Source organism: Paraburkholderia sp. UCT31 (genome assembly GCF_014397655.1).
Lineage (GTDB): Bacteria > Pseudomonadota > Gammaproteobacteria > Burkholderiales > Burkholderiaceae > Paraburkholderia > Paraburkholderia tuberum.
Genome location: NZ_VZQP01000050.1, coordinates 37,117 through 63,283 on the forward strand (window position 1 = coordinate 37,117; position 26,167 = coordinate 63,283).

A 26,167-nucleotide genomic window follows, 5' to 3' on the forward strand; every position below is an offset into this window, starting at 1 on the left:
CTGAGGCTCACGCCCCGAGCGCCACCTCTTCACCGCTCGTCTGCGCCAGCAACTGGTGAATCTGCGCGACCACGGCCGCGCCTTCGCCGACCGCCGCGGCCACGCGTTTCGTCGAGCCGGCACGCGCATCGCCGATCGCATAGACGCCTTCGACCGTGGTCCCGAGATCGCACGCGGTGGCCGAGCCATCCGCGCCGATGCCGGTCAGCACGAAGCCTTTCGCGTCGAGCTGCACGCCGCAGGTACGCAGCCATTCGGTGTTCGGGTCCGCGCCGGTGAACAGAAACAGATGCCGGGTGTCGAAGTGATCGACGCCGCCGGGCAGCGGCCGCTTCAGCGCGACCGACACGAGCCCGTCCTCATCGCCCTCGAGCCGGCCGACTTCCGAATTCGGATGCACGAACACGTTCGGCAGCGAGCGGATGCGGTCGATCAGATAGCGCGACATGGTCGCCTCGAAACCGCTGCGGCGGATCAGTACGTGAACCTTGGCCGCGTGCGTCGCCAGATAGACGATCGCCTGGCCGGCCGAATTGCCGCCGCCAACCAGCACGACCTCCTGGCGCTTGCACAGCTTCGCCTCGACCGGCGACGCCCAGTAGTAGACGCCGCGTCCGTCGAAGCGCTCGAGCCCGTCGAGCGCCGGGCGCCGGTACACGGCGCCGCTCGCGATCACGATCGCCTGCGCGCTGATGTGGCCGCCGCATTTCAGCTCGAGCCGATACGGCGACTGCCCGCAATGCAGCGCTTTCACGTTGACTGGGATCGCAACGTGCGCGCCGAACTTCTGCGCCTGCACGAACGCGCGGCCGGCGAGCGCCTGGCCCGAGATGCCGGTCGGAAAGCCGAGGTAGTTTTCGATGCGCGAACTCGCGCCCGCCTGGCCGCCCGGTGCGCGGCTGTCGAGCACGATCACCGAAAGTCCTTCGGAGGCCGCGTACACCGCGGCGGCAAGTCCCGCCGGCCCCGCGCCGACGATCGCGACGTCGTACACGTACGTGTCGTCGAGATCGGGCAGCATACCTAAGCGAGTGGCAAGCTCCGGCATGCTCGGATGACGCAGCACCGAGCCGTCCGGGCAGATCACGAGCGGCAGGTCCTCGCGCTGCGCGGCGAACTGCTCGATCAGACGCAGCGCGTCTTCGTCGCGTTCGTCGATCACGGAATGCGGATGGCCGTTGCGCGACAGGAAGCCTTGCAGCGTCACGAGCCGTGCGTCGCTGCTATTGCCGATCAGGATTGGCCCGCCCGCGCCCTTTTCGATCAGCGACACGCGCCGCAGAATCAGCGCGCGCATGATGCGCTCGCCGAGTTCCGCTTCGGCGACGATCAGCGCGCGAAGGCGCTCGGGCGAAATCAGCAGCGCTTCGACGGGGCCGATCGCGAGGCCGTTCACGAGCGCGGGCTTGCCCGACAGTTGCCCAACCTCGGCCAGAAAATGTCCGGCGCCCTTCTCGCCGATCAAGACTTCGCGGCCGATGCCGTCACGCTGATAGACCTTCACGCGCCCTTCGAGCAGCACGAACATGCCGGGGCCGGTGTGACCGGTCTCGAACAGCAGCTCGCCGGACTTCCAGTGACCGACCTCGCCGAAGCGGCGGAGCCGGTCGATCTCGGCGCAACTGAGCTCCGGAAACATCTGGTGCATGCGCGTCGATAGCGACGAAAACGGCGCGTCGGCGACGACCCCCTGCTGTCCTTCCACCTCTTGAGTCGAAACGTCCTGAGTCGAAAGCATTGAACCGCTCCTTCGATATTCATTGCACGATTGAACGCGAGGCAACGCGATCCGCGTTCGCACGCCGGACGAGCCGTGCCGCGCGCGTCAGGCGGACGATGCCGCCGCTGATTACGGCTAAACGGCTTTGGGCGCGATGTCGTCGACCGCGACTTCCGGCGGCGGCATCGCGGGCAGCGAGTCGACCGGCTTGCCCGAATCGCGCCAGGCTTCCATGCCGCCGCGCAGCGGCAGCACGTCGGAGAAGCCGGCTTCGTTGAGCTGCTTGGCCATCCATGCCGCGGAAATCTCGTTCGGGCAGGAGCAGTAGATCACGAGCTTCTGATCGTGCGCGTAGGTGGCGACGATGTCGTCGAGTTGCCGTTCATCGGCGAATTGCGCGCCGGGGATCACGAACGGATCGAGCTTGCGCTTCTCCTCCGAACGGATGTCGAACACGACCGGCGCCCGGTCAGCCGCGAACAGCTTCGCGAGTTCGTCGACCTCGATGCGCGCGGACGCGAGCTTCGCGATCAACTGACGGCGCCGGATCCACCGGTACACCGCGTACAGCACCAGCAACGCGACGACGACGAGCGCCGCCGTGCGCCCGAGCCGCCCGGCAATCGCGAACAGCATGTCGATCTGCCGCGCGAACAGCGCGCCGATGATCAGCCCGGTGCCGGACCACAGCGCGGCACCAACGCCGTCATAGCTGAGGAAGGTGCGATAGCGCGTGCCCATCGCGCCGGCCATCGGGATCGACACGATCGACAGCCCCGGCACGAACTTCGCGACCGCGAGCACGCGCACGCCCCAGCGGCCGAAGAAGCGCTCGGTCTTTTTCACGCAGGTGTCACGCGACAGCGACAGCCGGCAGATCGTCTTCAGCGTATTGCCGCCGTAGATGCGGCCCGCGACGTACCACGCGCTGTCGCCGATCAGCGTCGCGAAGATCGACAGCACGAGGACCGGCAGCAGTTGCGTGCCGACCGAGCCGGGGTGCATCGCGGCCATCGCGCCGAACAGCACGAGCGAGGGCATGGCCGGCACCGGCAGCCCGAGCGCGGCGGCCAGCACATTGAGGAAGACGAGCGCCGGTCCATATTGCGCGACGAGGTCATGTAGCATCGGTTTAACATCCGCGGCCCTTGCGGGCGCAGCGCGGTAAGGAATGCAAAGGGGAATGCAAGGATTATGGACGTATTTTCGAGACGTGCAACCGGCCCGGAAATTGGCCCGTCTTCTGGCTGCGATCAGGTCGCCCTATGTCGCCGCATGCCTCGATACACAAGCGTGGCAACCGCTTGTGACAAGTTGCTGAAGGCCGGGTAAGCGCGCTCGACGAGACGCGAAGGCGCTTGCAAAAACCCGTAGGAAAGCGGGGATTGGCGGCGTGAACGGAACAAACGGAAGCACGGCGACGAGCGCAGGCGCGCCCAATGCGAATAATCCCGCACTGGCGCGTCGAAGCGCGACGCAACCGGCGCGAGAGGCTGCCGAGTCACGCGACGGTCACACCCGCCGCGCGCCTGCTTCACTGACGATGATTGTGCTGCTCGCCCGGCAACTCGGCGCCATGCGCGCGGATCGCGGCGATCAGCTCCGCGGGCGTGATTTCGTAGCGCACTTCGCGATGGATGCCCGGCTTGCGCTCATCGACCTCGATCAGCAGGATGCCTTTGCCGTCTTCGGTCGATTCGAGGCGCAGCGAGCGAAGTTCGCGCGCCGTTGCGTCGTCGTATTCGGTGAGCAGGGCCATTGACCCGGAGGACCCGGTGATGCGCATCGAAGTTGTCCTTGTTGCGTTGGTGATGGAACCATTGTACGGGGCGGACGGCGTGCCGTCTGCCGCGTCGTCGTGCCGTGTCGCGTCTGCCTCTGTCTCGCCGGGGTTTTAGTCGAGTGTGACGCTGCCGCTAGCGGATTCGCGGTTGCGGAGCGAGCAACCAGTTTAACGCGACTCCTCGTCGCGACGGACGCATTTTTCATGCCCCGCGGTGGCGCGTCGTGCGTTCGGGTTTTGTCATGCGGGTGACGCGGGGGCGGGCTAGGAAGCGTTGGGCGCGCGCAAAAAAATAGCCCGTCCGGACAGGGACGGGCCGTTAAACGCCGTTGTTACTCGGGTCAGCCTGCCCTTGCAACATTGGGCGCTGACGGCTCCATCCTCGTGCTTCGTTGGCCGGCTGTCGAGGTGGGAGTAATGCGGATCTATCAGATCAAAGTACTGTTTTCCGGTTCGGCGTTCACACGAGGCCGGTCGTGTAATACACCGCGATCACGAAGAACACCGCGAGCGTCTTGATCACGGTGACCGCGAAGATGTCGCGATACGACTGCCGGTGCGTGAGACCCGTCACGGCGAGCAGCGTAATCACCGCGCCGTTGTGCGGTAGCGTATCCATGCCACCGCTCGCCATCGCGACCACGCGATGCAGTACTTCGAGCGGAATATGCGCGGCTTCCGCACCCTTGATGAACGTATCCGACATCGCGGCGAGCGCAATGCTCATGCCGCCCGATGCCGAACCCGTGATGCCCGCCAGCGTGCTGACCGACACCGCGGCGTTGACGAGCGGATTCGGAATGCTTTTCAGCGCGCTGCTGACGACGAGAAAGCCCGGCAGCGCCGCGATCACACCGCCGAAGCCATATTCCGACGCGGTGTTGAGCGACGCCAGCAGCGCGCCCGCCACTGCCGCCTTGGTGCCCACCGCGAAGCGCTGGCTGACGCGACTGAACGCCGTCACGACGACCATCACGATGCCGAGCAGCAGCGCGCCCAGCACGGCCCAAATCCCCACGAGAGCCTTGACGCTCGTTTCGACCGGCGCATGCAGCCCCGGCAGGATGTCCGGGGTGACCGTGAAGGACGGACCGTACCAGGTCGGAATCCAGCGCGTCAGCAGGAAGTTCGCGACGCCGACCATGACGAGCGGCGCGAGCGCCAGCAGCGGATGCGGCAGCTGCTTCGACTCGACGCGCTCCGGCTCGTTGACGAGGTCGGTGCCGTAACCCTCGCCGGTCGCCATCGCGGCGCGGCGGCGCCATTCCAGATACGACAGACCGACCACGATGATGAACAGCGAGCCGAGCACGCCGAGCGTCGGCGCGGCCCACGAGGTGGTCTTGAAGAACGTCGTCGGGATGATGTTCTGGATCTGCGGCGTGCCGGGCAGCGAGTCCATCGTGAACGAGAACGCGCCGAGCGCGATCGCGCCGGGCATCAGCCGCTTCGGAATGTTGCTCTGACGATACAGCTCGGCCGCGAACGGATAGACCGCGAACACGACGACGAACAGCGACACGCCGCCGTAGGTGAGCAGCGCGCACACCGCGACGATCACCGCGTTAGCGCGCGAGCGGCCGATATAGCGGATCGCGGCCGCGACGATGGACTCCGAGAAGCCCGACAGCTCGATCACCTTGCCGAATACGGCGCCGAGCAGAAACACCGGGAAGTACAGCTTCACGAAGCCGACCATCTTGTCCATGAAGATGCTCGTGAAAACCGGCGCGACGGCGGCGGGCTCGGTGAGCAGGACGGCGGCGAGCGCCGCGATCGGCGCGAACAGGATCACGCTGTAGCCGCGATACGCAGCGAACATCAGAAACGCCAGCGCGGCGATAACGATGAGAAAGGTCATTGAGTCTCCATAGCCCGGTTGTTCTACATGTTTGCCGTCCCGATCGAGCGACGGCGCGGCGCGCTCGGAACGCAGGTTCCATGCCATGCCTGCCGTTTTGCTGCCGGCCCGCCGTGGCGCATGGCGCGGCCGCGCGGCGGCGGGCCGAGGCATCGTGGGCGGATTGTACCCAAGTGTCTCCGAAACGGGACTTCCATCCGGTGAAGAACACCTGAAACCAGGGTAAGTCATGATGCATAAGGCCTATCGTGTGTCTCAATTTGGAGATAAATTCGTCCACTGATTGAGATTGATGCAATCAAAAACGATAAGCGGAGACAGCATGTTGACCGACTGGACGGGCCTGCCCGCCACCTATGACGAGGTGCTTCGTCGGGCGATGGATTCGCTGTTTCGCACGTTCGAAAACTTCAGCGAAGGCACCTTCATCGTCGATGGGCAGGCGCGCGTCGTCTGGATCAACAAGCGGTATGCGGCGCGCTTCGGCTTTGCTGACCCGCAGCAGGCGATCGGCCGGGATTGCGAAGCGGTGATTCCAAACAGTCTGATGCGCGAGGTCGTCAACACCGGCAAGCCGATCCTGCTCGACATCATGGAGACCGATCGCGAGCCGCTCGTCGTCACGCGCCTGCCACTCAAGGACGATGCCGGCGTGACGATCGGCGCGGTCGGCTTCGCGCTGTTCGACGAGCTGAAAGCGCTGTCGCCCCTCTTTTCGCAGTACTCGCGGTTGCAGCAGGAGCTGATCGCGACGCGTCAGTCGCTTGCGCAGGCGCGCCGCGCGCGCTATACGTTCGGCAGCTTCGTCGGCACGAGCGCGGCGTCGCTCGAAGTGAAGCGCCAGGCGCGGCGCGCGGCGCAACTCGAAGCGCCGGTGCTGCTGCTGGGTGAAACCGGCACCGGCAAGGAGCTGCTCGCGCATGCGATTCACGGCGGCTCGGCGCGCGCGCACAAGCCGCTCGTCAGCGTCAACGTCGCGGCGATTCCCGACACGCTGCTCGAAGTCGAGTTCTTCGGCGCCGCACCCGGCGCGTACACCGGCGCGGATCGCAGGGGGCGGGTCGGCAAGTTCGAGCTCGCCAACGGCGGCACGCTGTTTCTCGACGAGATCGGCGACATGCCGCTGCCGTTGCAGGGCAAGCTGCTGCGCGTGCTGCAGGACAAGGAATTCGAGCCGCTCGGCTCGAATCGGATCGTGCGCGCGGATGTGCGGATCATCGCGGCGACATCGGCCGATCTGCCGGCGCTCGTCGCGGCCGGGCGTTTTCGCGCGGACCTGTTCTACCGGCTCAACGTGCTGACGATCCATGCGCCGGCGCTGCGCGAGCGTCCGTCCGACATCGAGGCGCTTGCCTACGCGATGCTCGAGGAACTGGCCGCGCAGGCAGGCGGCGGCAGCCACTTCGAATTGCACGACGACGCGTTGCGCCTGCTGTGCGCGTACGACTGGCCCGGCAACGTGCGCGAACTGCGCAACACATTGGAGCGCGCCGTGATGCTGTCCGACAGCGAGCGCATCGATGCGCGTGTGCTCGCGCCGTTCATCGGCTCGGGGCAGGGCGGTGCGGTGGCACCGGCGCGGACCCCGTCTGTCGCGGCCGCCAGCGCGGACGTGGCCGCCATCGCCGAACCCACCTCGTGGAGCGACGCGATGGCCGCGTTCGAAAAGCGCTTTCTCTGCGACGCGTTGCGCGCGAACGGCGGCCGCGTCATTGACACTGCGAAACAGATCGGCATGGGCCGCGCGACGCTGTACAAGAAGATCGCCGCGCACGGCATCGACGTTTGACTCGCCGCGCCCGGCCAGCCGCACCACGCCAACTGACGCAGCACGAGAGCAGCGTGGCACAATCGCGAGATCGAAAAACAAGACGTGACCGGGGTCTCCATGAAATGCCATTCCTTCTTCGCGCGCCGCTCGCGCGGCATACTGGCCGTCGCCGCGATCGTCGCGCTTGGCGGTTGCAGCAGCAGCGCGCCGCTGTTCCTGCCGGACGGCCGTGCGACCACGCTCGTGCAATGCCCGGTCGGTTCCGACTTGTGCTCGCAACAGGCGGCCGCCAGTTGCAATGGCGCGTTCGACGTCGTGCGCCAGTCGAGCGAGGGCGGTACGTTGAGCCTGATCTACGCCTGCCGCGCGACCGCGAAGTAAGTACCTGATTGATGCCGTGCCGGTGCAATGCCGGCGCGCGCGGCTGGCCGATCCGCTGGCGGCCTTCGGTTTTTTTCACCTGTTCGCAGTTATTCCCTGGCAATTCCCGATACGCTCGCTGACACGCTCGTGTCATTCCGGTTACCACATGGCCGTCATAAATTCATGCGCCTAATGTGTGTCCGATAAGCGGTTTGCATGCGAATTGGATAAGTAAGCCGCATGCGGCATTTTTACAACGTTGAGTCACCGCGCACCGATTATCCTTTGCGCCCGGACCATGATTTATCTTTACCCTCGGGACGTCGAACGCAGTCAGTGCGGCAGGCAACGGAACGTGAAATTTGACGGCAGTATTCTTTTTTAAACCGTTAGGATTTAACCCGGCGAGCAGAAATTGCCGGTTTTTTCCGACGCAGAAGAAGTTCAGGAAGGTTTTTCCGCTACTGGCAGGCATTACCTTGGGCCGCGCGGGCCAACGCGGCTTCATGCTTTCGATTTTTTTGCTTCAACACTAATTCAATAGAATCCGGGGAAAGCAATGAATCATCAGCAACTCGAAAAAGACATCGAGCATCTCGAGCAGATAATTTCCCATATTTCCGCAGAAGACCGTATTCCTTTGTCTTACTGGCGTAACCGCCTTCAGCACGTTTCCGGCGCGGTTCTCGTGCCGGCGCAGGCAACCCGCGTCAAACGCCTCGATGCCGCGCTTTGCGCATTGGAAAAACGGCAGAAAGCCTGAGGGTCGTCATTGTGTCCGCCAATCGGGTTCGGCAATTAGGAAAGCCGTCGTGTGCGCTTTCGCCGGACAGGGTTTATCTTTCGGTTTGATCGCCCAAAGCGACCTGGGCGCGCGCACGTTTTCTTTGACCGACACAGGATGTACATGCAGATAGCAGGACTTGCCGCGACCCGCCTCGCGACGCTGACCAACGCGATGCAGGGCTACGTGGAGCGGGGCGAAGTGGCGGGGGTGGTGTCGCTCATATGGCGGCGCGGCGAAATCGGCTACTTCGAACCGGCAGGCCTACGCGACGAAGCCACGCAATTGCCGATGGAGCGCGACACGCTGTTTCGCATCGCGTCGATGACGAAGCCGGTGACGAGCGCCGCGATCATGATGCTGATCGAGGAAGACCGCCTCGCGCTCGATGCGCCCATCTCGCGGTGGCTGCCCGAGCTTGCCGCGCCGCGCGTGCTGCGTGACCCGACCGGCCCGCTCGACCAGACCGATCCGGTACGCGCGCCGATTACGGTGCTCGACCTGCTCACGCATCGCGCGGGCTTCGCGTATCACTTCACGGCGACGGGTCCGCTTGGCGAAGCCTACGCAGCCGCGTTCAGCGGCTTCGAGGCGAGCGGCGGCAACAGCGCCTGGCTCGCGCGCATCGCCGCGTTGCCGCTGATGTTCCAGCCCGGCTCGCGCTGGCACTACGGCGTGGCGACCGACGTGCTCGGCGTGCTGATAGAACGGGTGAGCGGCATGACTCTTGGGGAGTTTTTCCGCACGCGCATTTTCGCGCCTCTCGGCATGCGCGACACCGCGTTCTGGGTGCCCGACGCACAGCTTGCGCGCCTCGCCACCGCGTACAACATCGATCCCGGCACGCGGCGTCGTGTGGTCGAGGATCATGCGGCGGCGAGCCGCTGGGCCAATCCACGACGCTTTCAGAGCGGCGGCGGCGGGTTGGTCTCGACCGCCGAGGATTATCTGCGATTCGCGCAACTGCTGCTCGGGCGCGGCCGCGTCGGCGACACGCGGCTGCTGTCGCATCGCTCGGTCGACCTGATGCGCAGCAATTTCCTGAGCCGCGACCAGCGCCGCCTGCCTACCTTCGGTCACGTGATCTGGGCGGGGCAAGGCTTCGGCCTCGGCCTGTCGATCGTCGATGATCCGGCGCAGCAATTGCCGCTCGGCTACCGCTCGCTCGGCTCGTTCGGTTGGCCCGGCGCGTACGGCACGAGTTGGTTCGCCGATCCGGTCGAGAACATGATCGGCCTGATGCTGATCCAGCGCCGCTCGATCGACCCCTTCCCGATGGCCATCGACTTCGAACGCCGCATCTACGATGCGATCGACGATTGAGTGCAGCCGCCGCGCATGCGCTCGGCCGCGCGATTCACTATCCTGTGATTTATTCGTCTGATAGTGTCCGCCAACCATTCATCGCGATTCATCGCAGTGCGTCCAACCGAGGGGGAACAACGGCATGGCCTCTTACAAACAGCTGACTGCGCAACTCGAAAAACTCCACAAGGAAGTCGCAGCCGCGCGCGAAAAAGAAGTTTCGCAAGCTATCGCCGATATCAAGCAGAAGATTGCCGAATACGACCTGACCGCCGAAGAACTCGGCTTGACGAGCGCCTCGCCGAAGCCGCGCCGCAAGTCGTCGACGACGTCGGTCGCCAAGTACCGCAATCCGAAGACCGGCGAAACCTGGAGCGGCCGTGGGCGCTCGCCGGCCTGGCTCGTCGGCAAAAATCGCGAGCGGTTTCTGATCGAAGGTTGAGCTTCGTCGTGGGCGCCGACGCGTCCGTGTTCTCTGAAGTGATATGTGGTTTGATCCGTTCCGCACCGTTGCAAAGGTCCCGAAAACGCTCACCTTTGCGTGACGCCCGAACGTACACGGCGATATTTACCGATGCATTCGAACCTCGCGGGATGCTTCGGTGAGCCAGGCTTTGTCGCGCGACGCACCTCCGCGGGTGCGAATCGCCATCGTGCCGCACCGCCCCGCGCCGCTCGCCGCAAACCCGCGACAGCCTTTGCTGGCGGGCGTTTCCAGGCGTCGAGCCGGAACCCGTTCATAGCGGTGCGAAGCTTTATCGCCGTTTTCCCGCGCATCGGGTTGGTGGCGCCCGCGACCTGGCAGGTGCGTGCATGCGCTTCGCGATCCTCACCTTTGACCGCAAATCGATATTCGCCGCCGCAAGTCCCGAAAACGCTCACCTTTGCCACAAGCATGCGCGGCGCGCCGGCGCTTGCGCCGTCGCCCCGTCCGGCGCCGGGGCCCTTTCCCCCGGCCGTCGCGCCAGACGTGTATCATTCGCACCTTGCGCCGTTTTGCGCCAGCGATTCCCGCATTGTCGAACGCTGGGTCGTAACCCGTTCGCCACCCGTTTTCGGACGCGGCGCGAGCGCCGGCCGATCCGGGCCCGCGCCCGATTCTCGCAGCTCGACGCCGCCGCGCCACGCGCGGCATACCGGCCGCCCACGGCCGCCGGGAATCGCCTGAACCCCTTTCCGTGACCGCCAGACCCGATGTCAGTCTCCGAACTCAAACGCCGCCGCACGTTCGCGGTCATTTCCCACCCGGACGCGGGTAAAACCACGCTCACCGAAAAACTGCTGCTGTTCTCGGGCGCGATCCAGATCGCCGGTACCGTGAAGGGCCGCAAGAGCAACCGCTACGCGACGTCCGACTGGATGGAAATCGAAAAGCAACGCGGCATTTCGGTCGCGAGCTCGGTGATGCAGTTCGAGTACGGCGATTGCGTGATCAACCTGCTCGACACGCCGGGCCACGAAGACTTCTCCGAGGACACCTACCGTGTGCTGACCGCGGTCGACGCCGCCGTGATGGTGATCGACGGCGCGAACGGCGTCGAAGCGCAGACGCTGAAGCTGCTGGAAGTCTGCCGCAGCCGCAAGACGCCGATCGTCACGTTCATCAACAAGCTCGACCGCGAAGTGCGCGAGCCGCTCGAACTTCTCGATGAGATCGAGCAGCACCTCGGCGTGGCGGCGGTGCCTTTCACATGGCCGATCGGCATGGGCAAGGATTTCCAGGGCGTCTACGATGTCCAGCGCGATCAGGTGCGCGTGTTCCGCGCCGGTCAGGACACGGCCGGCGGCGCGGTCGAAACGTTGCAGGCGCTGAGCAACGAGGAAGGCGAGCGTCGTTTCGGCCACGCGTGGGTGCGTGCGAAGGAAGAAATCGATCTGATCACCGGCGCGACGCCCGAGTTCGACCGTGAGCAGTTCCTCGCCGGCCAGCAGTCGCCGGTGCTGTTCGGTTCGGCGATCAACAACTTCGGCGTGAAGGAGATTCTCGACGCGCTGGTCGACCTCGCGCCGCCGCCGTCGATGCGCATGACCGTGCAGCGTCCGGTGCAGCCGGAAGAGTCGAAGTTCACCGGCGTCGTGTTCAAGGTGCAGGCGAACATGGACCTCGCGCACCGCGACCGCGTCGCGTTCATCCGCGTGTGCTCGGGACGTTTCGAGCGCGGCATGGCGGTGAAGGTCACGCGCTCGAACAAGACGTTCCGCGCAAACAACGTGGTCACGTTCCTGTCGCAGCGTCGCGAGACGGTGAGCGAGGCGTATCCGGGCGACATCATCGGTATTCCGAACCATGGCACGCTGAGTCTCGGCGATACGCTGACCGAAGGCGAGCAGCTGCAGTTCGTCGGCCTGCCGTTCTTCGCGCCGGAAATTTTCCAGACCGTCGAAGTGGTCGATCCGATGCGCGCGAAGCAGCTCGGCGAAGCGCTGAAGCAGCTCGGCGAGGAAGGCGCGATCCAGGTGTTCCGTCCCGAAGCCGGCGGTCTGATGATTCTCGGCGCGGTCGGGCAGCTGCAGTTCGAAGTGGTGTCGCACCGTCTGTCGACGGAATACAAGGTCGACGTGCGCATGGCGCCGGCGCGTTACCGGCTGTCGCGCTGGGTGACCTGCGACGATGCGGCCGAACTGCGCCGCTTCACCGACTCGTACTCGGCGCGGATCGCGCTCGATGCGTCCGATGCGCCGACCTATCTGGCCTCGCACGTATCGGAGATCGAAGTCGCCCAGAAGGCGTGGCCGAAGATCGTGTTCAACGAGTTGCGCGAGCACTCGGGGGCGCCGTTCAGAAAGGCGATGTAAAACCGCGAGTCCGCTGGTTTCGAAGCAAAAAAGCCGCGTCGTTCGACGCGGCTTTTTACTTTTCCGCCGCAACAACGTCCCGCGCCAGCGCGCGACTTCGCCTATGCTGACGGAACCACCCGCCTCGCCGCGAAGCCGGCTCCAATTCCTGTCCAACCGCATGGAGCGCCCGTGACCGTTCGCAACCTCGACGCCTTGTTTCGCCCGAAATCCGTCGCCGTGATCGGCGCGTCCGAGCGGCCGGGCAGCACCGGCGCGATGGTCTGGGCGCGTGTGCTGGAAGGCGGCTTCGACGGCCCGCTGTGGCCGGTCAATCCGAAGCACGCGACGCTCGGCGTCCACCCGGTGATTCCCGACGTCGGCGATCTGCCGCAGGCGCCCACCGTCGCGGTGATCTGCACGCCGCCCGCGACGTGGCCCTCGCTGATCCATAAGCTCGGTGGCATGGGCACGCGCGCCGTAATCATCGTCGGCGAGGTGCGCAGCGATGAAGACCGGCTCGAGCTGCGGCACGCGCTGTCGGCGGCGCGGCCGCATCTGTTGCGCATCGTCGGACCCGGCAGTCTCGGCGTGGTGTCGCCGGCGCTCGGCGCGCATCTGGGCGCGCCGTCGTGCATGGTCAAGGCGGGCGGCGTCGCGTGGGTGTCGCAGTCGAATGCGCTGACCAACGCAGTGCTCGGCTGGGCACGAGCGCGCGGGCTCGGTTTTTCGCACGCGGTGGCGCTTGGAGCGGAGGCCGACGTCGATGCCGGCGACGTGCTCGATTACCTCGCGAGCGACCCCGGCACCCGCGCGATCCTGCTCGAACTCGACAGCGTGCGGGCGGCGCGCAAGTTCATGTCGGCCGCGCGCGCGGCGGCGCGCAACAAGCCGGTGCTCGCGCTGCGCTCCGGTCGCGACGATCCCGCCGACGGTCTCTACACAGCGGCGTTCCGGCGCGCGGGCCTCGTGCGCGTCGACGCGCTCGACGATCTGCTCGACGAAATCGAAACGCTCGGCGTCGGCCGCGTGGCGGCGGGCGCCACCGCCACGCTGATCACTAGCGACCGCGGTCTCGCGACGCTCGCGCGCGACGCGTTCACCGCCGCCGGCGGCCTGCTGGCGCCGTGGCCGGCCGCGGCGTCGGACGCGCTGCGCGAGGCGCTGCCGCTCGCGGTCGGCGGCAATCCGCTGCTGCTCGGCGACGGCGCGCGTCCTGAGCACTTCGGCACCGCGCTGAAGCTGCTCGGCGAGTATCGCGAGACCGGCACCGCCGTCGTGGTGCACGCATCGACGCATGGCGCGCCCGTCGACGACGTCGCGCAGGCGTTGATCGAGCATCAGCGCTTTGCGTATCGCGGGCTGCTCGCGTGCTTTTTCGGCGGTGTCGATGCGACGAGGCGCGACGCGCTGCATGCGCAGGGCATCCCGGTGCACACGACGCCGCAGCGGCTCGCGCGCGCCTTCGCCCGTCTGGTCGATTACCGGCTGGGCCGCGAACTGCTGATGCAAACGCCGGAAGGCCTGCCTGCGCAGATTCCCGAGTCGATCGACGCCGCCCAGGCGCAGGCTCGCGAAGCGTTGGCGGCGGGCGCGAGCGAGCTGGCCGGGGCGGCGGCGGCGCGGTTTCTGTCGCGGTTCGGGTTGCGGGTGGAGGGTGCGCAAGGAGGGGGCGCCCACGCGTCGGGCGCCGATGCGTCGGGCGCCGATGTCGACGGCGCCGCAAAACCCATCGTCGACGTCGCCGTCGAACTGCACGACGACGACAACTTCGGCCCCGTGTTCCGCTTCGCCGCACCGCCGATCGACGGCGTTTCCAGTGGGTTGCACGTGTACGGCCTGCCGCCGCTCAATCCGATGCTCGCGCGCGATATCGTCACGCGTTCGCACTACGCGAGGCTGGTCGCGCCGGAGCCGACGCTCGCGGCGTTGACGGCGGTGTCGCAAGCGGTTTGCGACGTGCGCGAGATCGTCGGCCTGTGGTTGAAGCTCAGGGTCTACCGGGACCGCGTGACGGTGGTCGATCCCGTGTTGCGGCTCGGCGCGCAGCGCAGCCGTCTCGCGATCGTGCCGTATCCGCGCCGCTTCGAGGAAACGATCGACTGGCGTGGGATGCGTGTAACGGTGCGACCGATTCGCCCCGAAGACGAAAACGCGCATCGCGAGTTCGTGCAGGCGATGACGCCGGAAGATTTGCGGCTGCGTTTTTTCGCTTCAGTCGGCGCGTTCGACCACTCTCAACTCGCGCGCATGACGCAGATCGACTATGACCGGGAAATGGCGCTGATCGCGACGGTCGACCACGAAGACGGCGTCGCGCAGACGCTCGGCGTGGTGCGTGCGGTGGCCGATCCCGACAACGAGACGGCCGAATTCGCGGTGACCGTGCGCTCGGATCAGAAAGGGCGGCGCCTCGGCCAGTTGCTGATGCAGCGGATCATCGCGTACGCGCGGGCGCGCGGCACGCACTGGCTGATCGGTGAAGCGTTGCGCGAGAACACCGCGATGATCGCGCTCGCGAAGGCCAGCGGCTTCACGATCACGCGGACCGATGACCCCGGTGTGGTCGGCTTCCGGATGGCGCTCGACGAAACGGCGGGGGCGGACCCGAAGTCCGCCGCGCAGAACCAGCCGGCGCGTTGAGCGGCCGACGTCGCGAGCCGCTCAACGCATGGCTTCACCGCCTCACGCCGCCAGCTTCTGAGCCGCCTCATCGACCTGCGCGCGCGTGACCGACAGCTCGTCGAGCCATGCCTGCGCATACACGGCGCCGGTTTCGCGTTCGAGCCGCGCGATCGTCGCGGCGCAGCGGTTCGCGTCCTTCAGCGTCGAAATGAACGCTTTCACCGACTCACCGCCCTTGAACGCGTCGAACAGCGGCACGCGAATTTCGTCGGGCAGTGCACGGGTGGTCCATTGGTACGGCTTGCCGTTGAACGTCAGCGACGGCGGCAGCACGCGCTCCTTGCGCGCGGCCGGAATCAGGCCGTAGGTGCGCGCCGCTTCGCCGATCTGCTCGGGCGAAAACAGCTCGTCGGGCGTGATGTGGAACTGCTGGATGAAGGTCTCGATGCTTTGCATCGCGGCGGCGCGGTCGTCGCGGCGCTTCTGCGCGTGGGCGACGATGTCGCGCAGTTCGTCGGCTTCTTCGGCGGTGATCGTGAAGCTCGACTGCTTCTGCTGGAGTTCGGAAAAACGCTGGAATTCGGAATCGGTCAGAAGTTTGGCCATTGCTCAATCGATGCGCGCGCATGAGCCCGTCATGCGGCGTTATTTTGGAAGGGCCGCCATTCTAAACCATGTGCGCGTGCGCGCCGCCGCGCAACTTACCGCGCAACTTACCGATCACGCCGCCAGCTCGCGGAACATCGACAGCGCCTGCACCGTGTCGCGCAGCAGCGTGGTGGCCGCTTCGAGCGTCGGCGCGACGTATTCGTCGATCCGCCGCAGATACGGGCAGGTCAGCACCGCGATCGCCTGTCCCGACGGCGCGAGTATCGGGAACGTCACGTCGGTGACGCCGAAGGTCTGCTGGCTGTCCTTCTGCCAGAAGCCCGCCGCGCGGATGCGCTCGCAGGCCTCCTCCAGCGCGTCGCGATCGAGCGTCACTTCGCCCTTCACCTTCGTGTGCTCCGCCAGCATCTGCTGGCGCTGCTCGACGCTCTGGAACGCGAGCATCACGCGCCCCGAACCGGTGTCGATCAGGCCGACCCGCGAACCGAGCCGCACTGACATGCCCCATGTGCCCGGTCCGTCGACTTGCGCGATCACCAGCAGGTTGCCGCGGTCGTAGACGACGAGGTGGCAAGACTGCTCGGCCGCATCGGCGAAACGCTGCATCAGCGGCAGCGCTTCTGCGATCAGCCGGTTCATTGGCGGATGACGGTGCGCGAGCGCGAACAGCTTCAGGCTCAGCGAGTAGCGGTCGCCAGCCGCCGAGCGCACCACGTATTGGCGCGCGACGAGGCGTTCGAGCATCCGGTACATCTCGCTCGCGTTGCGGCCCAGCTGCCGCGTGATTTCGGCGCGCGTGAGTCCTTCCTTCTGCGCGGACAGTAGCTCGAGAATGTCGAGGCCTTTATCCAGCGCGGGGGCGCGATAGCGGTCGTCGTCCTTGTCTTCGGCGTCCATCGTGAGGGTCGGAGAATTCGGTGTGGAGTTCTTATTATCTGGTGTGCGCGGGCGAGTGCGTAGCATTTCGCGAACTGGATGGCCTATGTCCAGGGAAAACCCAGGCATCCGCGCCGCGTAGTTTTCTTGACTTGGAAAAATTCGAATATGAATAATACGTTCATTGGTGAATGAATGCACTTCCCAAGCGGTGCGCGGAGTGTGACCGCCGCACCCTCGCCGCCGCATGGTAAAAAGACCACAAATCTGGAGACACGCTCATGTCGGCATCGATCGGATCGAAAATCGGGCAGCGGCGCCGTATCGGCCGCGGCTCGTTGCAGGTGAGCGGACTGGGGCTCGGCACGGCGCCGCTCGGCGGCCTGTACCGCGACTTGTCCGACGAGGAGGCCCAAGCGACGATCGCCGCCGCCTGGGACGCGGGTGTGCGCTACTTCGACACCGCGCCGCACTACGGCAACACCAAGGCCGAGCATCGGCTCGGCGCCGCGCTGCGCCACTATCCGCGCGGCGAGTATGTGCTGTCGACCAAGGTCGGCCGCCGCTTCGTGCCGCGCACGTCGCCATTCGACGACCGCGAAGGCTGGCAGAATCCGCTGCCGTTCGAAGCGATCTACGACTACACGCACGACGGCATTCTGCGTTCGTTCGAGGACAGCCAGCAGCGCCTCGGCATCATCGATATCGACGTCCTGCTCGTGCATGACATCGGTCGCGTCACGCACGGCGACCAGCATCCGCACTACTGGCGGCAACTGACTGAAGGGGGCGGCTTCCGTGCGCTCGAGCGCCTGCGCTCGACGGGCGCAATCAAGGCGCTCGGCCTCGGCGTCAACGAGGGCGCGGTGATCCTCGATGCGATGGCCGAGTGCAATATCGATTGCGCGTTGCTCGCGGGCCGCTATACGCTGCTCGAGCAGACCACCCTCGACGACCTGCTGCCCGCCTGCGAGGCGCGCGGCGTCAGCATCCTGCTCGGCGGCGCGTTCAATTCGGGCATTCTGGCGCGGGGCGTCGAAGGCGATCTGAAGTTCAATTACGGCGCCGCGCCGCCCGAGGTGATCGAGCGCGTCGCGCGTCTGGAGGCGGTATGCCGCGCGCATGACGTGCCGCTCGCCGCCGCCGCGTTGCAGTTTCCGTATGCACACCCGGCGGTCGCCACCGTGCTGACCGGCGCGCGTAGCGCCGACGAATTGCGCGAGAACGTCGCGTCGTTCGAGCTGCCGATCCCCGCGGCCTTGTGGTCCGCATTGCGCGACGCGGGCCTGCTCGACCCCCGTGCGCCCGCGCCCGAGGACTGACCCGACCATGCCGATCGACGCTCACCAGCACTACTGGGACCCCGCGCGGGGTGACTACGAGTGGCTGACGCCGGAGCTGAAAATCCTCTACCGGCCGTTCGGGCCTGATGATCTGAAGCCGTTGCGCGAACAGGCCGGCATCGAGCGGACCGTGGTCGTGCAGGCCGCGCCGACGCTCGACGAAACCCGCTACCTGCTCGACATCGCGCGTCACGAGCCGTCGATCGCGGGCGTGGTCGGCTGGGTGCCGCTGTTGTTGCCGAACGCGCCCGATCTGATCGAGGTGCTCGCGCGCGAGCCGAAGTTCAAGGGCGTGCGGCCGATGCTTCAGGATCTGCCCGACGACGGCTGGATCGCGAACCCCGATCTCGCGCCGGCGATCGAGGCGCTGATCGCGCACGATCTCGCGTTCGATGCGCTGATCTACGCGCGTCACGTGCAATACGTCGAGGTCTTCGTGCAGCGTTTTCCGGCGCTGCGCATGGTGGTCGATCATGGCGCGAAGCCGCCGATCCGCTACGGCCAGGCGGGCTACCCGGTATGGCGCGACGCGATCACGCGGCTCGCCGCGCTGCCGCAGGTGCATTGCAAGCTGTCGGGTCTCGCGACCGAGGCCTCGCCCGGCTGGACCGAGGACACGCTGCGGCCCTACGTCGAGCATCTGCTGAACACGTTCGGTCCCGCGCGGCTGATGTGGGGCAGCGACTGGCCGGTGCTCGAACTGAACGGCGACTATCTGCTGTGGCATTCGGTGGCGACCACGCTCGTCGCGTCGTTGAGCGACGCCGAGCGCGACGCCGTGTTCGGCGAGAACGCCGCCGCGTTTTATCGGCTTTGATTTCGTTAGCAGCCCATTCAACTGGAGTCGTAGATGACACAAAGACTGGCCGGCAAAACGGCCCTGATCACCGCGGCGGGACAAGGTATCGGTCTCGCCACCGCCGAACTGTTCGCGCGCGAAGGCGCGCGCGTGATCGCCACCGATATCCGCATCGACGGACTCGCCGGCAAGCCGGTCGAGGCGCGCAAGCTCGACGTGCTCGATGGCGCGGCGATCAAGGCGCTCGCCGCGGAAGTCGGCACGATCGACGTGCTGTTCAACTGCGCGGGCTTCGTACACTCGGGCAATATCCTCGAATGCAGCGAGGAGGACTGGGATTTCGCGTTCGACCTCAACGCGAAGGCCATGTACCGTATGATTCGCGCGTTCTTGCCGGCCATGCTGGAGAAGGGCGGCGGCTCGATCATCAACATGTCGTCGGCGGCGTCGAGCGTGAAGGGCGTGCCGAATCGCTTCGCGTACGGCGCGTCGAAGGCCGCGGTGGTCGGGCTGACGAAGTCCGTCGCTGCGGATTTCGTCACGCGTGGTGTACGCTGTAACGCGATTTGCCCGGGCACGGTGTCCTCGCCATCGCTCGAACAGCGAATCGCCGCGCAGGCTCAGGCACAGGGCGCGTCGCTCGATGCGGTGCAGGCCGCCTTCGTCGCGCGTCAGCCGATGGGCCGCATCGGCAAGCCGGAGGAGATCGCCGCGCTCGCGCTGTATCTCGCGTCCGACGAGTCGTCGTTCACGACGGGCCAACTCCATGTAATCGACGGCGGATGGTCGAACTGATTCTGATTGACTGACGAACCGGACACTACTGAACGTAAAGGGAAGTGCAACGATGAAACTGCTTCGTTATGGGCCGAAAGGCCAGGAAAAGCCGGGCCTGCTCGACGCGCAAGGCAAGATTCGCGATTTGTCGAAGGTGGTGGGCGATATCGACGGCGCTGGGCTCGGCGATGAAAGTCTCGCGAAACTGCGCGCGCTCGATCCGGCAACGCTCCCGGTCGTCGAAGGTAATCCGCGCGTTGGACCGTGCGTCGGCAAGATCGGCAAGTTCGTCTGCATCGGCCTGAACTATGCGGATCATGCGGCGGAATCGAATCTGCCGGTACCGGCGGAACCGGTCATCTTCAACAAGTGGACGAGCGCGATCAGCGGCCCGAACGACGACATCGAAATCCCGCGCGGTTCGAAGAAGACCGACTGGGAAGTGGAACTCGGCGTCGTGATCGGCAAGGCGGCGAAGTATGTCGACGAAGCGAACGCGCTCGAGCATGTGGCCGGCTATTGCGTCATCAACGACGTGTCGGAGCGCGAATGGCAGATCGAGCGCGGCGGCACGTGGGACAAGGGCAAGGGCTTCGACACGTTCGGCCCGATCGGCCCCTGGGTCGTCACGCGCGACGAAGTCGCCGATCCCCAGAACCTGAGCCTGTGGCTCGAAGTGGACGGCCATCGCTACCAGAACGGCAGCACGAAGACGATGATCTTCAGTGTCGCGAAGCTGGTGTCGTATGTGTCGCAGTGCATGAGCCTGCAGCCGGGCGACGTTATCTCGACCGGCACGCCGCCGGGCGTCGGCATGGGCGTGAAGCCGAACCCGGTGTTTCTGAAGCCGGGGCAGACGGTGCGTCTGGGTATCGAAGGGCTGGGCGAGCAGACGCAGAAGACTTACGCGGCGGAGTAACGCGCTTTCTCTTTCCGTCATATCGCTGTGAAATGAAAGGCCGTTCCTGTTTCGCGCAGGAGCGGCTTTTTTCATGGCGTCCCGGCTTTAAGCCCCCGCCTCCTGCTCCCCGTCCTCTCCAATCCGATTCACAGTGCCCTGCGCGACCGCCACCAGCTTCTCGCGGTTCCCCTCCATCACGAACACGCTGCACTGGCAGGTCGCCTGATGCCTGCCCGCATAGACCACGCTGGCGCGCGCGATCAGCGTGCCCTTCACTGCCGGGCGCAGATAATTGATCTTGTACTCACCGGTCACGACTCTCGGACCCAGCGACAGCGCGCCAGCGAACGTCAACGCATTGTCGGCGAGATAGCTGATGACGCCGCCATGTACGAAGCCATGCTGCTGCCGCAGTTCGTCTCGAATCGGCAGACATAGGGTGAGCTCGTCGCTGCCGGCGTGCATCAGCTCCGCGCCTAGCAGCATGCTGAACGGCTGGGCGTGCAGTGCGCCGCGCGCCCGGTCGAGTAGGTCGGTCATCGTGGTTCCTTCGTGCAGGGGTCTGGGTAGTGCATCGGTGCAACAAAACATCCGCGCGGCGTGCGTCACGCGGTCCCTACCCACTCTAGGAAGTGCCGCTGCGCTGCGCAAGGTGATTCCGCGCGACCAGCGGCGCATTGTTGCGCAAAACAACCGCAATCGCGACGATCGACGATGAAACCTGCACGTAGAGCGCTTTTTGCGGGAATTGGCCTCAAGCCGCCAATCGGCCTGCCGTTAACCCTGATGTACCTCCGTCATCCTTTGTTCCCAGGTGTCCACGATGTTCAGCAAGATCAAGGTCGCATCCGGCCTGCTATGTGTTCTGGCCGCGTTCTGCGTCTTCCAGCTCGTCACGGTAGGGTTGGGCTTCTGGTCACTGACGCGCACGCACGACGACGTCGGCGATCTGTCGAACATCGCGCTGAAGCAGGTCGACGCGGTCAACCAGACGACGCAGCGCCTGATGGACGCGCGCATCAACCTGTCGCGTGCCGGCACGCGCATGGTGCGCGGGGGCACCGAGCCTACGGACATCGTGCAGCACGCTCGCGAACAGCTCGCCGCCGCCGATCAGTCTTTCGCGGCCTTCATGAGCGCGCAGAAGACCAGCGACGAAAACGGCGCGCGCGCCGCCGCGCTCGCCGAACGCTACAAGACGCTGCATGGCGCGCTCGCGGAGCTCGCGCAGTATCTCGACTCGAACAACATCCAGGCCTTCCTCGATCAGCCGACGCAGTCGTTTCAGGACGCTTATCTGGCGGAAGTGCACAACTTTGGGCAATTCGGCGCCGCCGCGAGCCGCGCGTCGCTCGATTCGATCGATGCGCGCGTGGCGGCGTTTCGCATCGTCAGCGTGGTGATTTTGCTCGTACTCGTCGCCGGCACGCTCGCCGTCTATACGGCGCTGCGCCGCGGCGTCGTGGCACCGCTCGAGGAAGCGGGCCGCCACTTCGAGCGCATCGCCCAAGGCCGTCTCGATCAACCGATCGCCGCACGCGGCAGCAACGAAATCGGCCGTCTGTTCTCGGGCCTCGCGACAATGCAGGCAAGCGTTGCACGCACCGTCAAGAGCGTGCGCGAATCGGCCGACTCGATCCATCTTGGCGCCAACGAGATCGCGACCGGCAACGTCGATCTGTCGGCGCGCACCGAAAACCAGGCGGCGTCGCTCGAGGAAACGGCATCGAGCATGGAGGAACTCACAGCGACCGTGCGCCAGAACGCCGATCATGCGCGCGAAGCCAATGCGCTCGCCGAGACCGCGCTTGACGCGACGTCGCGCGGCAGCGAAGTCGTCAATCAGGTGGTCGACAAGATGCGCGGCATCGCGCAGAGCTCGGACAAGATCGCCGAGATCATCTCGGTGATCGACGGCATCGCGTTCCAAACCAACATCCTTGCGCTGAATGCCGCCGTCGAGGCGGCGCGCGCGGGCGAGCAGGGCCGCGGCTTCGCGGTCGTGGCCGGCGAAGTGCGCGGCCTCGCGCAACGCAGCGCGCAGTCGGCGAAGGAAATCAAGACGCTGATCAGCGAATCGGTCGCGGAGATTCAGGGCGGCTCGACGCTCGTCGAGCGCGCCGGCGAAGCGATGAGTCATGTGTCGGCGTCGATCTCGCGCGTCACGCAGATGATGGCCGAAATCAGCGCGTCGTCGCTCGAGCAGAGCACCGGCATCGAGCAGGTGAATCAGGCGGTCGTGCAGATGGACGAGATGACGCAGCAGAACGCGGCGCTCGTCGAGCAGGCCGCGGCGGCGGCGGCTTCGCTGCATCAGCAAACCGAGCACCTGAAGCAGGCCGTTTCCGTGTTCGAAATTTCTGAAAGTGTGTTGCGTACGCAACAGCGCGGAGCAATGTCCGTCGCAAACGCAGAATTCGCATTAACCGGAATGCATGCGCTTTAAAGCGGCGACGCTTGAAAACGGACGCAGAAATAGAAAATGGCCCGCGTAAAGCGAGCCATTTTGCATTAGACGCAAGCGCCTGTGGAGGCGCCTATTGTGACGTCCAAGTCTGTCTCAAAGTACCCGAAGGAACTTAGACCGGCTGGATGTTTGCAGCCTGCTTGCCCTTCGGGCCTTGCTTGACTTCGAACGACACTTTCTGGTTTTCCTGCAAGGACTTGAAGCCCGAAGACTGGATTTCCGAGAAGTGTGCAAACAGGTCTTCGCCGCCGTCGTCCGGGGTGATGAAGCCAAAGCCCTTTGCATCGTTAAACCACTTAACAGTACCTGTTGCCATTTTTGATCCAAATAAATGTTGTGTATTGCATCGCGACCGCAATCGCTCCAATGCGAGAGCGAGCGCGAGGGAAGAGTTGTATCACGTCTTTATGACAGACGCCAATCAACCTGCATCCGGGTATTCCCCCGCTTTGATGTTTTTTCGCGCTTTGAGAACGTCTGAGGAGAACTTTTTTGCGCCGGGGTTTACCAGCGACATACAATTTCTCCCGCGACCTGGCGGCGGACATTCGTCCGTGCGTGCCGTACTTTATTGAGACGATCAAGCATCGAACTTCATCTATCACTGGCCAAATTCGGCTAAGTTCGCGCTCGAATTTCGGCGTCCACAGGCAGCGCTGCGTAGGCGGTGGCCAGATGATAAGGCGTCGTTGACGGCATGTCCGTACGTGCAATTTCGCCGCTCGATGTCTTGCATTCGAACCAGCCGTGTTCATGCAAAAAGCATCGCTGAAAACGTGCGATCTGTTGCGGCAGCGCCGCGCGCACGGCCGGATCGTCGTGACTGGCGAGCGCGCGCAGATATTCCGTCTGCGCCCAGATCCGCTGGGTCGCGTCGCTGACCTTGCCAGCCTCGTCGAGCGATGCGCACACGCCGCCGTTGTCCGGGTCCACGCCATGCTGCTGCGCGAAGGTGAAGGCGCGCGCCAGCGCGTCGGTTAGCCCCGTGCCGTCGAGCAGCGCGCCCGCCTGCCTGACCAGCCAGTACCACTCGAACTGATGTCCCGGCTCCAGACGGTTACCGCTCGCGCCGATCGGCAATTCGGCGATGCAGCCGCTCGGCGCATGCATGAAGTGTCGCGCGACCGCGCCAGCGAGGCGGCGCAACGCGGCGCCGAAGACGTTGTCGCGCGTCGCCTCGCAGGCGGCGAGCCACGCTTCGGTCAGGTGCATCAGCGGATTCTGCAACGGCGTGGCGGTGACCTTCGAAAAGTCGACATTGAGCGCGGCGTTGAACAGGTCGCCGTCGGCCGCGAAGTTCGACTGGATCAGCGCGGTCGTGCTGTGCACGAGCTTCAGCGCGTCGAGGTTGTCGGAGCGCCGCGCGTATTCCGCGCACGCGAACACGACGAACGCGTGCGTGTAGAGGTCCTTGGTCGTATCGAGCGGCAGGCCGAGCGCGTCGACGCTGTAGAACCATCCGCCGTGGTCGGCGTCGCGAAAGGTGCGGGTCAGCGAATCGAACAGCACGCGCGCGTGTTCCATGTCGCCCGCTTGTGCAAATGTGAACAGCTGCCGCGCGCATGCCATCGCCCGATAGCGTTGCGCGGGCAGCGGCTCGCCTCCGGTGGCGTCGAGCGCTTCGTAGGGCAGCTGCAACGCGTGATTGAAGCCGGGCCCGCGCCACATCGGCAGCACCACGTTCGCGAAGTGCTCGCGCAGCGCGGTCGCGGCGGTGGTCGTCGAAGCAGGGGGAGGGGGCGTGCTTGGCATCGTCGGTTGGTTCGGGCGCGCAACGCGCGCAGTGTGTCGAGGCAGCGTTCAGGGCGGCGTTTCAGGATTCCGCTCGCCGAGACTGCTGCGGTGTGCGGCCTAGCATAAAGCAAACGCCTCGCGCTGACAGCTTGGGTCAAGCATCCGAAATGCTCGATGCTGCGCTCGCCTTCGGCAATGGCACGGCGTGCGGCAATTCCAGGGCGACGACGCGAGGTCGTGAAAGGCGCGAGTCGCGCGAAAGGGCGCAAATCGACGGGGAATGGCTTCGGCACGGGCGGAGCGCCATGCGACAATGCTGGCTCTAAATATTCCAATGGCAATGACAAGCGGCATCCGGCGCCCCGTTCCTGGCGACGACCGCTTTTTCCTCTATGGCAGATTCCGCAGCATCCCAGCAGTCCATGCCCCCGCGCGTCGCTTCGAAGAAGCAGCGCCAGGGCGCCGTCTCCACCGAAACCGAAAACAAGCTGGCGCGCGCGGCGCGCTCGGCGCAACGCCTCGCGCAACTGAGCGGCGTCGCGCGCGACGACAGCACGCTCGACCTGTTCCCCGACGATCCGACCCGCGCGACGCTCGAGGCGATGAACATCGACGTCCGCCAAGGCACGCTGCACGGCTTCGAACTGCCGGACGTGGTGCTGCAGGCGGTCGGCGTATTCGATGAACACGGGTCGCTCGACAAAACTGCGCGCCGCGCACCGCGTGCGGCGAAGCTGGATGCGCCGATGCCGGTGAACGGGCAGTTGAGCGGGTTTGACGCCGAGCCGGTGAGGGCGGTTGCGGATGCGTCTGCAAACAAGCCCGCTAACGAGCCCGCGAACGGCGCCCCCGACGGCTCAGCGCCGAACGCCGCAGCAAACACCGACGACGAGCCCGCGGCAACGTCGCGTGAGCCATCCGCGCCGCTCAGCTCGGCGATGGCCGCCGCGACCGTCGCGCGCAGCGTGACCGCGTTGCGCCAGGCGGCCGAAGCGGAGTCGGCTGCGACGGCGGGCGCGGGCAAGCCGCAGCAGCGTTTCGCCGCGACGTTCGCGAAAGCCGCGACGGCATCGCGCGATGCCGCAGCGGCTACCGCCCCGGCTTCGCTTGCAACGTCCGCTGCGAGCGACGGCAGTAGCATGAGCCAGTCCGCCGACGAGCCCGCGACGCGTACGCAATCCGCCTCGCCAGAGGCCGTGACCACGAAACAGGACGACAAGTTCTCCGCCACCGCGCTGCTGACGACACCCCGGTCCTCGTCCGCAGACAACCACGCCGGATTCGCCACTTCCTCGCGTGACGCGCGCCGCACCGACGCGGCCGCCGCCGCGCTACGCTCGGAGCCGGAACTCGACCGCGCGCGTGCCACCGCGTTCGCCGATACGGTCGATGCGCTTTATGGCGTGATCGCCGATCAACGCCGCGCCGCGACCGATCATTCGCGGCGCGTGAAATGGATGCTGTCGATCGTGGTCGGTGCGCTGCTGGTGACAGTGGCGATCGGCATCGCGCAGACGCTGCTGCTAATGCGCCTCACGCGCGAGACGACGGCGCAGCAACACCGCATCGAACAGATGATGCAGAACCAGCAAGCGGCGATGGTGAGCCTGCTCGACGCGCATGCGGCGACAGCGAACGCCGCGTCGGCGCCCGCCGCCACGACCCCCACCGCAG

Annotated in this window: 22 protein-coding genes; 13 read left to right on the plus strand and 9 right to left on the minus strand. The window is 65.6% G+C overall.

Annotated elements, in window-relative coordinates; all coding sequences use genetic code 11:
- Positions 1–7 precede the first annotated feature (7 nt).
- The 4 genes from F6X40_RS31805 to F6X40_RS31820 all read right to left on the minus strand — a co-directional run bounded on the left by F6X40_RS31805 (position 8) and on the right by F6X40_RS31820 (position 5,364).
- On the minus strand, positions 8–1,738 hold the full coding sequence (locus F6X40_RS31805) for an FAD-dependent oxidoreductase (protein ID WP_187630547.1): 1,731 nt from the start codon (positions 1,736–1,738) through the stop codon (positions 8–10).
- Between the two features lie 117 nt (positions 1,739–1,855).
- On the minus strand, positions 1,856–2,848 hold the full coding sequence (locus F6X40_RS31810) for a DedA family protein/thiosulfate sulfurtransferase GlpE (RefSeq protein ID WP_184073079.1): 993 nt from the start codon (positions 2,846–2,848) through the stop codon (positions 1,856–1,858).
- Between the two features lie 406 nt (positions 2,849–3,254).
- Positions 3,255–3,506: a hypothetical protein gene (locus F6X40_RS31815; protein WP_008921056.1), complete on the minus strand. Its 252-nt coding sequence runs from the start codon at positions 3,504–3,506 to the stop codon at positions 3,255–3,257.
- 457 nt (positions 3,507–3,963) lie between these two features.
- A complete protein-coding gene (locus F6X40_RS31820; protein WP_187630548.1) occupies positions 3,964–5,364 on the minus strand; it encodes a GntP family permease in 1,401 nt (466 codons plus the stop codon).
- A 322-nt stretch (positions 5,365–5,686) separates the two neighbouring features.
- On the opposite strand from F6X40_RS31820, the gene F6X40_RS31825 reads away from it, so the two are divergent.
- The 7 genes from F6X40_RS31825 to F6X40_RS31855 all read left to right on the plus strand — a co-directional run bounded on the left by F6X40_RS31825 (position 5,687) and on the right by F6X40_RS31855 (position 15,005).
- Positions 5,687–7,153, plus strand: coding sequence for a sigma-54 interaction domain-containing protein (locus F6X40_RS31825; RefSeq protein ID WP_187630549.1), 1,467 nt, complete (start codon positions 5,687–5,689; stop codon positions 7,151–7,153).
- 99 nt (positions 7,154–7,252) lie between these two features.
- Complete coding sequence (locus tag F6X40_RS31830) at positions 7,253–7,516, plus strand: hypothetical protein (protein ID WP_184037925.1); 264 nt, start codon at positions 7,253–7,255, stop codon at positions 7,514–7,516.
- A gap of 541 nt (positions 7,517–8,057) precedes the next feature.
- Positions 8,058–8,261 (plus strand): hypothetical protein, encoded by a 204-nt coding sequence (locus tag F6X40_RS31835; protein WP_090808221.1) that lies wholly within the window; start codon positions 8,058–8,060, stop codon positions 8,259–8,261.
- A gap of 144 nt (positions 8,262–8,405) precedes the next feature.
- A complete protein-coding gene (locus F6X40_RS31840) occupies positions 8,406–9,605 on the plus strand; it encodes a serine hydrolase domain-containing protein (RefSeq protein ID WP_187630550.1) in 1,200 nt (399 codons plus the stop codon).
- A gap of 124 nt (positions 9,606–9,729) precedes the next feature.
- On the plus strand, positions 9,730–10,029 hold the full coding sequence (locus F6X40_RS31845; RefSeq protein WP_018424077.1) for an H-NS family nucleoid-associated regulatory protein: 300 nt from the start codon (positions 9,730–9,732) through the stop codon (positions 10,027–10,029).
- Between the two features lie 752 nt (positions 10,030–10,781).
- Entirely contained in the window at positions 10,782–12,383 is a 1,602-nt protein-coding gene (locus F6X40_RS31850; protein ID WP_184037933.1) for a peptide chain release factor 3, read from the plus strand.
- 171 nt (positions 12,384–12,554) lie between these two features.
- Positions 12,555–15,005, plus strand: coding sequence for a GNAT family N-acetyltransferase (locus F6X40_RS31855; protein ID WP_187630551.1), 2,451 nt, complete (start codon positions 12,555–12,557; stop codon positions 15,003–15,005).
- Positions 15,006–15,047: 42 nt separating this feature from the next.
- On the opposite strand, the gene F6X40_RS31860 is transcribed toward F6X40_RS31855, so the two are convergent.
- Together F6X40_RS31860 and F6X40_RS31865 are read right to left on the minus strand one after the other, a co-directional pair.
- Complete coding sequence (locus F6X40_RS31860) at positions 15,048–15,593, minus strand: hypothetical protein (protein WP_184004394.1); 546 nt, start codon at positions 15,591–15,593, stop codon at positions 15,048–15,050.
- A gap of 114 nt (positions 15,594–15,707) precedes the next feature.
- Complete coding sequence (locus tag F6X40_RS31865; protein ID WP_187630552.1) at positions 15,708–16,493, minus strand: IclR family transcriptional regulator; 786 nt, start codon at positions 16,491–16,493, stop codon at positions 15,708–15,710.
- A gap of 260 nt (positions 16,494–16,753) precedes the next feature.
- On the opposite strand from F6X40_RS31865, the gene F6X40_RS31870 reads away from it, so the two are divergent.
- Genes F6X40_RS31870 through F6X40_RS31885 form a run of 4 tightly spaced genes read left to right on the plus strand, consistent with a single transcriptional unit; the run spans position 16,754 to position 20,310 of the window.
- Positions 16,754–17,794, plus strand: coding sequence for an aldo/keto reductase (locus F6X40_RS31870; protein WP_187630553.1), 1,041 nt, complete (start codon positions 16,754–16,756; stop codon positions 17,792–17,794).
- A gap of 7 nt (positions 17,795–17,801) precedes the next feature.
- Positions 17,802–18,632, plus strand: a complete 831-nt coding sequence (locus tag F6X40_RS31875) for an amidohydrolase family protein (RefSeq protein ID WP_187630554.1) — start codon at positions 17,802–17,804, stop codon at positions 18,630–18,632.
- 33 nt (positions 18,633–18,665) lie between these two features.
- Complete coding sequence (locus F6X40_RS31880) at positions 18,666–19,409, plus strand: SDR family oxidoreductase (RefSeq protein WP_018424084.1); 744 nt, start codon at positions 18,666–18,668, stop codon at positions 19,407–19,409.
- 52 nt (positions 19,410–19,461) lie between these two features.
- Positions 19,462–20,310 carry an ureidoglycolate lyase gene (locus F6X40_RS31885; RefSeq protein ID WP_187630555.1) on the plus strand — a complete coding sequence of 283 codons (849 nt, stop codon included), beginning with the start codon at positions 19,462–19,464 and terminating at the stop codon, positions 20,308–20,310.
- Between the two features lie 87 nt (positions 20,311–20,397).
- On the opposite strand, the gene F6X40_RS31890 is transcribed toward F6X40_RS31885, so the two are convergent.
- Complete coding sequence (locus F6X40_RS31890) at positions 20,398–20,832, minus strand: PaaI family thioesterase (protein ID WP_184037950.1); 435 nt, start codon at positions 20,830–20,832, stop codon at positions 20,398–20,400.
- Positions 20,833–21,115: 283 nt separating this feature from the next.
- Here F6X40_RS31890 and F6X40_RS31895 point away from each other — a divergent pair, with 283 nt between their 5' ends.
- On the plus strand, positions 21,116–22,738 hold the full coding sequence (locus F6X40_RS31895) for a methyl-accepting chemotaxis protein (protein WP_187630556.1): 1,623 nt from the start codon (positions 21,116–21,118) through the stop codon (positions 22,736–22,738).
- Positions 22,739–22,871: 133 nt separating this feature from the next.
- Here F6X40_RS31895 and F6X40_RS31900 read toward each other — a convergent pair whose 3' ends face one another.
- Positions 22,872–23,075, minus strand: a complete 204-nt coding sequence (locus F6X40_RS31900) for a cold-shock protein (protein WP_018424088.1) — start codon at positions 23,073–23,075, stop codon at positions 22,872–22,874.
- A gap of 302 nt (positions 23,076–23,377) precedes the next feature.
- The gene (locus F6X40_RS31905) at positions 23,378–24,511 is read right to left on the minus strand and encodes an AGE family epimerase/isomerase (protein ID WP_187630557.1); all 1,134 of its coding nucleotides are present in this window, start codon (positions 24,509–24,511) and stop codon (positions 23,378–23,380) included.
- A gap of 374 nt (positions 24,512–24,885) precedes the next feature.
- Here F6X40_RS31905 and F6X40_RS31910 point away from each other — a divergent pair.
- Positions 24,886–26,167 (plus strand): hypothetical protein (locus F6X40_RS31910; RefSeq protein ID WP_187630558.1); only part of this gene is annotated, 1,282 nt, incomplete at its 3' end.